6 protein-coding genes are annotated in these 7,104 nt (G+C 54.8%); 2 read left to right on the top strand and 4 right to left on the bottom strand.

Translation table 11 applies throughout. The annotated features are described in order from the left end of the window. Nucleotides 1–6: 6 nt before the first annotated feature. Both ABJK56_RS01765 and ABJK56_RS01770 read right to left on the bottom strand, forming a co-directional pair. Nucleotides 7–456 (bottom strand): hypothetical protein, encoded by a 450-nt coding sequence (locus ABJK56_RS01765; RefSeq protein WP_347242947.1) that lies wholly within the window; start codon nucleotides 454–456, stop codon nucleotides 7–9. A 145-nt stretch (nucleotides 457–601) separates the two neighbouring features. After that, nucleotides 602–2,794 (bottom strand): PKD domain-containing protein, encoded by a 2,193-nt coding sequence (locus tag ABJK56_RS01770; protein ID WP_347242948.1) that lies wholly within the window; start codon nucleotides 2,792–2,794, stop codon nucleotides 602–604. Between the two features lie 223 nt (nucleotides 2,795–3,017). On the opposite strand from ABJK56_RS01770, the gene ABJK56_RS01775 reads away from it, so the two are divergent. Then, entirely contained in the window at nucleotides 3,018–4,241 is a 1,224-nt protein-coding gene (locus ABJK56_RS01775; RefSeq protein ID WP_347242949.1) for a MoxR family ATPase, read from the top strand. Between the two features lie 74 nt (nucleotides 4,242–4,315). After that, nucleotides 4,316–5,233: an RraA family protein gene (locus ABJK56_RS01780; protein WP_347242950.1), complete on the top strand. Its 918-nt coding sequence runs from the start codon at nucleotides 4,316–4,318 to the stop codon at nucleotides 5,231–5,233. Nucleotides 5,234–5,270: 37 nt separating this feature from the next. Here ABJK56_RS01780 and ABJK56_RS01785 read toward each other — a convergent pair whose 3' ends face one another. Both ABJK56_RS01785 and ABJK56_RS01790 read right to left on the bottom strand, forming a co-directional pair. After that, nucleotides 5,271–5,918 carry an OmpH family outer membrane protein gene (locus ABJK56_RS01785; RefSeq protein ID WP_347242951.1) on the bottom strand — a complete coding sequence of 216 codons (648 nt, stop codon included), beginning with the start codon at nucleotides 5,916–5,918 and terminating at the stop codon, nucleotides 5,271–5,273. Nucleotides 5,919–6,106: 188 nt separating this feature from the next. Then, nucleotides 6,107–7,104, bottom strand: a 998-nt coding sequence (locus ABJK56_RS01790) for a CPBP family glutamic-type intramembrane protease (RefSeq protein WP_347242952.1), incomplete at its 5' end; no start/stop codon positions are given.

Raw genomic sequence — 7,104 nt, forward strand, 5'->3', positions numbered from 1 at the left:
AAAAGATCACGGTTCCACTTTGTTTTCGTAATACCGCGAATTTCGAATTTGAGACTCGATTTCTTCGCGGTGTTCATCGGAGACCTCGGAAGTACCGGAGAAAAAAGGGTCGAACTCGAGCACCGGGGGAAAATCAAACCCATCAATCCGAAGTTTGGCCTGTCCAAGGATCACGACGTCATACCGGCCCGGTGCGAGCTTTTCTATCTGCCACACGCCGTTTGCTGTCTGTTTTGCGGGAATGCAGTCGGGGGCGTCGATCTTTGCTTTGGGGTCAACCGGTTTGACAGGATTGCCGTCCTGATCCCACCGTTGAATGACCCCGACCAGTCGAAGCGGTGGGGCACCTTTGATGCGGAGAGTGAGCGTGCCCGCCCCCATGTTGCGCGAGGGCCCCAGGGTTGCTCCCGCTACCGCTGCGCATGTTACAAGCATCCACATCCGCGCCAGCACCATATCGACAACTCCTATGACAATTACTGTTTTCTGGTCTCTCGATTAAGAATTGACCGAAAGATGCCGCTTTGTTTCACGATTGAACTGGCATTTTGGAGTTTGATCAAACCCTTGGGCAAAGCCATGTTGCCCCAGGTGTCACACGCTAGTTTCGCTCAGAAGTTGCGGACTGCAACTTCTGCAGGAGCTGTTTTGCTTCCCCGACCAGAGGACTCCCTGGATAATCTTTCAGCAGGGATTCGAGTGTCGCCTTTGCCCGATCGACACGTTTTAGGACCATGTCTGCCCGAGCCGACAAAAGCAGAAGCTCTTCGATATAGGGTGAATAGGGATTCACGACGAGCAACCGATCTGCCAAAGCGGTGACGACTTCGTACCGGCCCCGAGCGAACCAGTATTTTCCCCACAAAAGGGGCAAATATCCCTCCACAATGTCCAGAGGAAACTCATTGGACCAGGCGCGCAGCTCAGCCGCTGCTCGATCCAATTCCCCGGACCGCAGGAATTGTTCGGTGGAACGACTCCGTGCACCGCGCCAGGCTGTCCGTTCCACTTCGTTGCGACGAACTGCTACCAGTAGCTCGGCCTGCTGAAGTGCCTTCACCGCCTCCTCCTGCTGTCCTTCGCTCGCGGCCAGTTCGCCCCGCAAACGGTAGCAAAGGGCTCCCAAATATTCATGGCGACTGGGATCCTGGAGCAGTTTCTCGGCCGCCTCGAGATGTTTTTTTGCTTCAGCTAACGCGAGTAAATCGTTCAGCTCGATGTCTGCGAGGACAAGATGCGCTTCAGCCCGCGCTGCATCCGTCTGCAAACGGGATAATACACTGTTCCAGAGATTTAGAGCAAGTGTGGAGTCATCGAAAACATCACGAGAGATTGGCGACACCAACCGGAGGAGTCGCAAGAGTTCCTCGTCCCCAATTTGCTTACCATTCAGCAAACCTTGCCTGGCAACTTCCAGTGCCCGCATGAGATACTTGCGACGTTCCGATTCCCTGGTCTTGGGATCAACTGCAGGCTGTTGGGTGGCGGCTGCGGCCTGTTCCTCGTCCACAAAGACCGTGTCCGGGGGTGGTGGCGGTAGGAACTCATCTGCTTTGGTCAGGTAGGCCTGGACCATTTGAAGGAGGGACCGCGCATCGGTGGCCGCGGGATTGTACGCATCCAGAATTGGCAGGATATCGTCCAATTGGAGGGGCTTGTTTTTCCCAGTTTCTCGCGGTGGCACGGCTGGTGGGCCGATCCAGATTTTTTGTGGCATTTCAAAAGGTCGGCCCGCACGGGTAACTGTCTCCTTGACAACAAAAAGTCCGGGTCGAAGAAAAACGTGCATCACCGCGGGGCCCTGGGTGGTCTGCCCATCTTTGAAGTCCCACTCGACGCGTGCCGAGGAAACCAGAGCAGGAGGGGAGACATCACGAAACTCTGCAACAACGAGCGGTATTTCATTGTCAGGAAGAGACACGGTACCGACAAAATTGAACCGGAAATCGGGTAACAAACGCTGGCTCTGGCTCATGGGAGGGCCTACAGCGGGACGGATGATCGCGGCGTTCCGAAATACTTCCGGCGGAATCGAGGCTGGGGCCGGCGTACTGCCACGTGGTTCGACTTCCCAGGCCGCCACTGCGACACCCACTTCGCTCGTCGCCACATGGTAATACTCGAACTGATGCGGGCCAGCGGTCAATTGCACATCTTGCCGCAAGCCAGGCCGCGCGTGCCTTTCAGGTGGGTGCCGACCCGGCGCTTCTGCCACAATTTTCCCGTCAATGAGCAGAAAGCTGCAGTCCTGGCTTGAGGTATAAAAGCCATAAGTCCCTGTTTTCGGGATCTGCATAACACCGCTATATCGGCTCATGTAGGGACCAGGAACTGTCGCGAATGGATTTCCGGAGTGGAAAACCGTCGGAACGTAGTCGGCTCCGATCGTGCGGGCGCTTTCAAAGGCAGCCTTTACCGACTGGAAACTATTGAGGTTGCACTCCTTGTACTCACGGATTTCCAGGAGAAGCCCTTCTTGGGCTGTCCATTTGGGACGGCGATCATCTGGAAAAGGACTGCCACCGTAAAGAATCTCAAAGGGTCCGCGACCGGATGTTATCTGAAAAGCCAGGCGACAGAAATCTCCCGGGCCCATTTGAAGGATTCGGACGGGGAGCACCTCACTTCCCGCAGCCACAATAAAATTTTTTCCCTGCGGATCAATTTGACCGTGGTGATAAAACTCGACCACAGCGATGGTTGCTCCGCCCGTGGCCGCAAGGTCAATTTGCCGGATATATGAAAACTCATGGCCTGCGCGTCGAAAAAGTTGGGCCTCGCCTGCACGAGACATCAGGCAGACGAATAAAAAAACTAAACAACTTGCTGTTCCGCAACGAGGTCGCTGACCAGTCACGTTTATTAGCCAAAAAGTAAGTTTCTCGTGCATGCGTTCCATAAACTGCTTCCGCGGGCAGATGTTTCCCGAGAATCTCACTCCTATCACCGTTGCTTGAGACTGGCTCTTAGACTAATGTAGGATTTTGACGAGGCAATTGGAAGGAGGTTGAAAGATTATGTCCCAAACCAACCCCGGCACAACTTCTCAAATGTCGCCCGAGGAAGCTGTACGTCGCGTGGCGCAGGCGCGAGAACTGCTTCTGAAGGAGGTACACAAAGTTATCATCGGGCAAGATGAAATGATCGAACAAATGATCATCTGCATCTTTGCCCGCGGACATTGCCTCACAATTGGAGTGCCTGGCCTGGCGAAAACGCTCACCGTTTCGACCCTGGCTAAAGCAATGCATTTGAAATTCAGTCGGATTCAATTTACGCCTGACCTCATGCCGAGCGACATCACAGGAACGGAGATCATCGACGTTGATCCGACCACAGGAAAGCGAAGTTTTAGATTTGTGCATGGGCCGATTTTTGCCAATATCGTTCTGGCCGATGAAATTAACCGAACCCCGCCCAAGACCCAGGCAGCCCTCCTTCAGGCGATGCAAGAGTATGAAGTGACGGTGGGCGGGAAGACGTACCCATTGGAGCAGCCATTCTTTGTGATGGCCACGCAGAATCCCATCGAACAAGAGGGAACCTACCCGCTTCCCGAGGCCCAACTGGACCGCTTCATGTTGTCCATCAATATCACCTATCCCACTCGGGCAGAGGAGCGGGAAATTGTCATGGCTACAACGCAGACTGTGAGATATGAGATCCAACCGGTGCTCACTGGCCGGGATATCCTGTGGATTCAGCAGCTTGTTCGGCAGGTTCCTGCTTCGCAACACATGGTGGATTACGCGGTGGACCTGGTTCGCGCAACTCGCCCCAAAGATCCTCCCAGTCCAGAGTTCGTGAAAAAATGGCTGGCCTGGGGGGCCGGTCCCCGGGCAGCGCAGAATCTCATTCTAACGGCCAAAGCACGCGCCATTCTTCATGGGCGGTTTGCTGTTACTGCCGATGACATTCGCGCGATGGCATTCCCCGTGTTGCGGCACCGCATCTTTACGAATTTCAATGCTGATGCCGAAGGTGTGGATGTCGATCAAATTATTGAGAAAATCCTCGAAGTCATCCCAGAGCCAAGCTATGGCGAAACAATTCCCGTGGGGCCACGTCCGACGCGGAAGGCCGTTCCCAAGACCGCGGAGGCATCAGCCCCTGGCGCGGCTGCACCGAGCACCCGGCAAAGTGAAGTTGCCGCTTCTCCGATGCCTACGCCGCCTCCCGCCGCGCGACCAACTCCTATCCCTCAACCCGTAGCCCCTCCTCCGAGAAACCCGTCTCAGTAGGGTTGTTGGAATTTGGATAAGCGGAACGTAGAAATGGGGATTTGTTAAAGAAGCCAAGCAGGAGAGGTGGAGTGATGCGACGCTACACGCTTGCTGGAGTGCCGTTATTTGTCGGAATTCTCGCGGCTGTGATATTCATTGGTGCGAACACGACCGCCAACCATAAAGCCTGTTTCGCTTTCGAGGTGGCGTCAGGAGTGGTTGCGGCTTCCCGTGGAACCGACGCCTCGGTGGAAGAACTTCGGAAAGGCAAAGATTTTCTGCAAACGCCAGTGTATTCCGAGGAAGAAGACGCGAGAATTCTGAAACTTTTCGAAGGTCTCCGTGTTGCCGACATCTGTGATGCCATGGATCAGGTAGGCCTCCGAAATGTCGGAGTGATGTCACCGGAGATCCACCCGGCGTGGAAAGACCCTGTAGAATTGCGCCATCGATTCGTGGGAATTGCCGTCACAGTTCGCTATGTCCCCAGTAACTTGCCTGTTTTGGGGTCGGTTTCCGCCGAGGAATTTGATAAGTGGATGAGCGAATGGTACCAGAAGCTTTCACCGGAACCTTTTGTTCCCCTCATCCGACCGGGTACTGTCCTGGTGATCGATGATGCAGACAGGGCGGACGTGGGGACAATCGGCTCGAACAATATTCTTGGTTGGAAGAAGCGCGGTTGTGTGGCCGTTGTCACCGATGCTACTGCCCGGGATATCGATGAAATTGCCCTGGAAAAGGTCCCACTTTATTTTCGTCGGCCCGGTCGTGGTGTACGTCCCGGTCGAAATCTGATCGAATCGGTCAACCGCCCTGTAGAAGTCGGCGGAGTGCTAGTCCGACCCGGTGACGTGGTGGCGGGTGACAGCGATGGCGTCATTGTGGTCCCCCGCGAATTCGCCGAACAGGTTGCGTCGTATGCCCGGAAAACCCTGGAGACGGACAAAGCGGCGCGACGCCGCCTGTACGAGACATTGGGAATCCCAGAGGACGTTTCTGTAAAGTGACGCCTATTGCCAATTCCGAGGTGGCCAGCCTACTTTGTTACTTTTGCAGGGGGCCCAGTAATTCTCGGATGACATCGTCTGTGATATCGAGGTTGGGTTCCGCCCAAATGACTTCCCGCGCAAGGTATGATAAGAGTTCCTGCGGATTGGACGTGGCGGCAGGAGGCCGGGATTGTTTCAGGACGATGATGAGCCCCTTTGCACGGGCTACTTTTTGCACAGCCTCGTCGATTCGGCCGAGCGCCGAGAGATATGCCTTTCGCTCCCGCTCGAAGAACTGTTGTTGCTGCAGTTGCATTTCCATTTGGAGTTGGCTCATTTGCTGCTGCAGCGTCTGCTGACGCTGTTGAAACTCCTGACTTTCCGGAGAAAGGGTTTGCAATTCCTTCTGCAGTGAGAGAAGTTCGGACTGTCTTTTCTGAAATTGCGATTGGGCCCGCTGCACATCACTCTGGAGTTCTGTCAGTTCGGCGCGTAATTCCGGAATTCGTTGCATCACCGCCGCAAGATCGATGACACCGATCTTGGCGTTCATTTCTGTGTTGGTGGCAGCCGTTTCTGCCCGCGCAACCGGTGGATAATCGTGCCACTGTTGACCAAGCCACAAACCTGCGGCACAAAGGACCACAATGGAGAGCAACCACGCCGAACTCAGTCGGAATGAAATCAAAGGTGACTTGCGCATTGCCTGACTCCCTCAGCATGAACCGATGTGTCATCTTTACCCCAATGATTGTAACGGCTTGCTACCATTAAAACACCTTTTGCTGTTTTGAATCGTCTCCGCCTGAGGCAGGACCTGTGGCAATCGCCGGGTGAACCCGTTGGGAATTCGCGAAGGTCGTCGTGAATTCTGGGTATCACGCTTGTGTCTTATTGAACGCGCACAACCAGCCACGCCAGCAGCAGACTGGTCAGATTGAGACTCATGTGAAACACCACGCTCGGCAAAAGACGGCCTGTTCTGGCATATAGCGTGCCGAGCATTATGCCCACGCCGAGAATCGTCAACGGGTCAACCACAATGTTCTCGGGAACAATCGTGGAGAGAAAAAACTGGAGACCGTAGATCGGTAACGCCGCGGCAGTGAACCAACCCAATCCCAGGGCCACATCTGAGAGAACGGAAGTCCGCAGCAGACCTAGCTGTCTCCATAGGTGGGGACTCCGTTGTGCGACAAACGCAAAAAAACACGCCAGAAATAGAGCGTAGGCGAAGGTCCGTCCCCAGAGGAGCACTCGGATCGTCTCCGGATCAGGAACATTGTCAGTGGATCGAGCGTGCAGGAGCGCGAACACGGACGCCGATAATATAACTGACACCGCGCCTCCAGGAATTCCGCGTTTTCTGGGTTCCGAACCATGTGTGAGGGATTGAGCTTCCGCGCTCGAGGAGATCATGCGGTGTCCGCCAAATCGTCGGAGACGATTGCGCAGACGCTGCCAGCGTAGTTCCTGGGTGTGAAGCCATCCCTGGAAAAACAGACGAAAGACGATTTCCTCCACGAGTGGCCCCAGTACACCCGCGCTGGCGACAACTAAAAGAAGCGTGGAAATGCTTGGTCGTTCACTGAGGAGCAGAATCGCCCAGTGCGCTCGTTGTCTGATAACCGATTTTTCCCCCTTGTGCATCTGCAGACTTGTGGCGATGGTCTGGTTGCCGGTGTGACTCTCATTCCCTGTGGTTGCCTGAACGATGCTGGTGATCAGAAAGATAAGCAAGATAAGAGCCAACCATGCTCCGCACACATCCGCCAGTCGCCACGGGGGTGGCCGAAATGAATATCGTGGCCACATACTTCGACGTAATTCGGGGAAAGCCAAGAGGAGTCCCCAGCAAACTATCGAAAGGGAGGGGATACCAATGAATA

This window comes from Thermogutta sp., from assembly GCF_039793925.1.
GTDB lineage: Bacteria > Planctomycetota > Planctomycetia > Pirellulales > Thermoguttaceae > Thermogutta.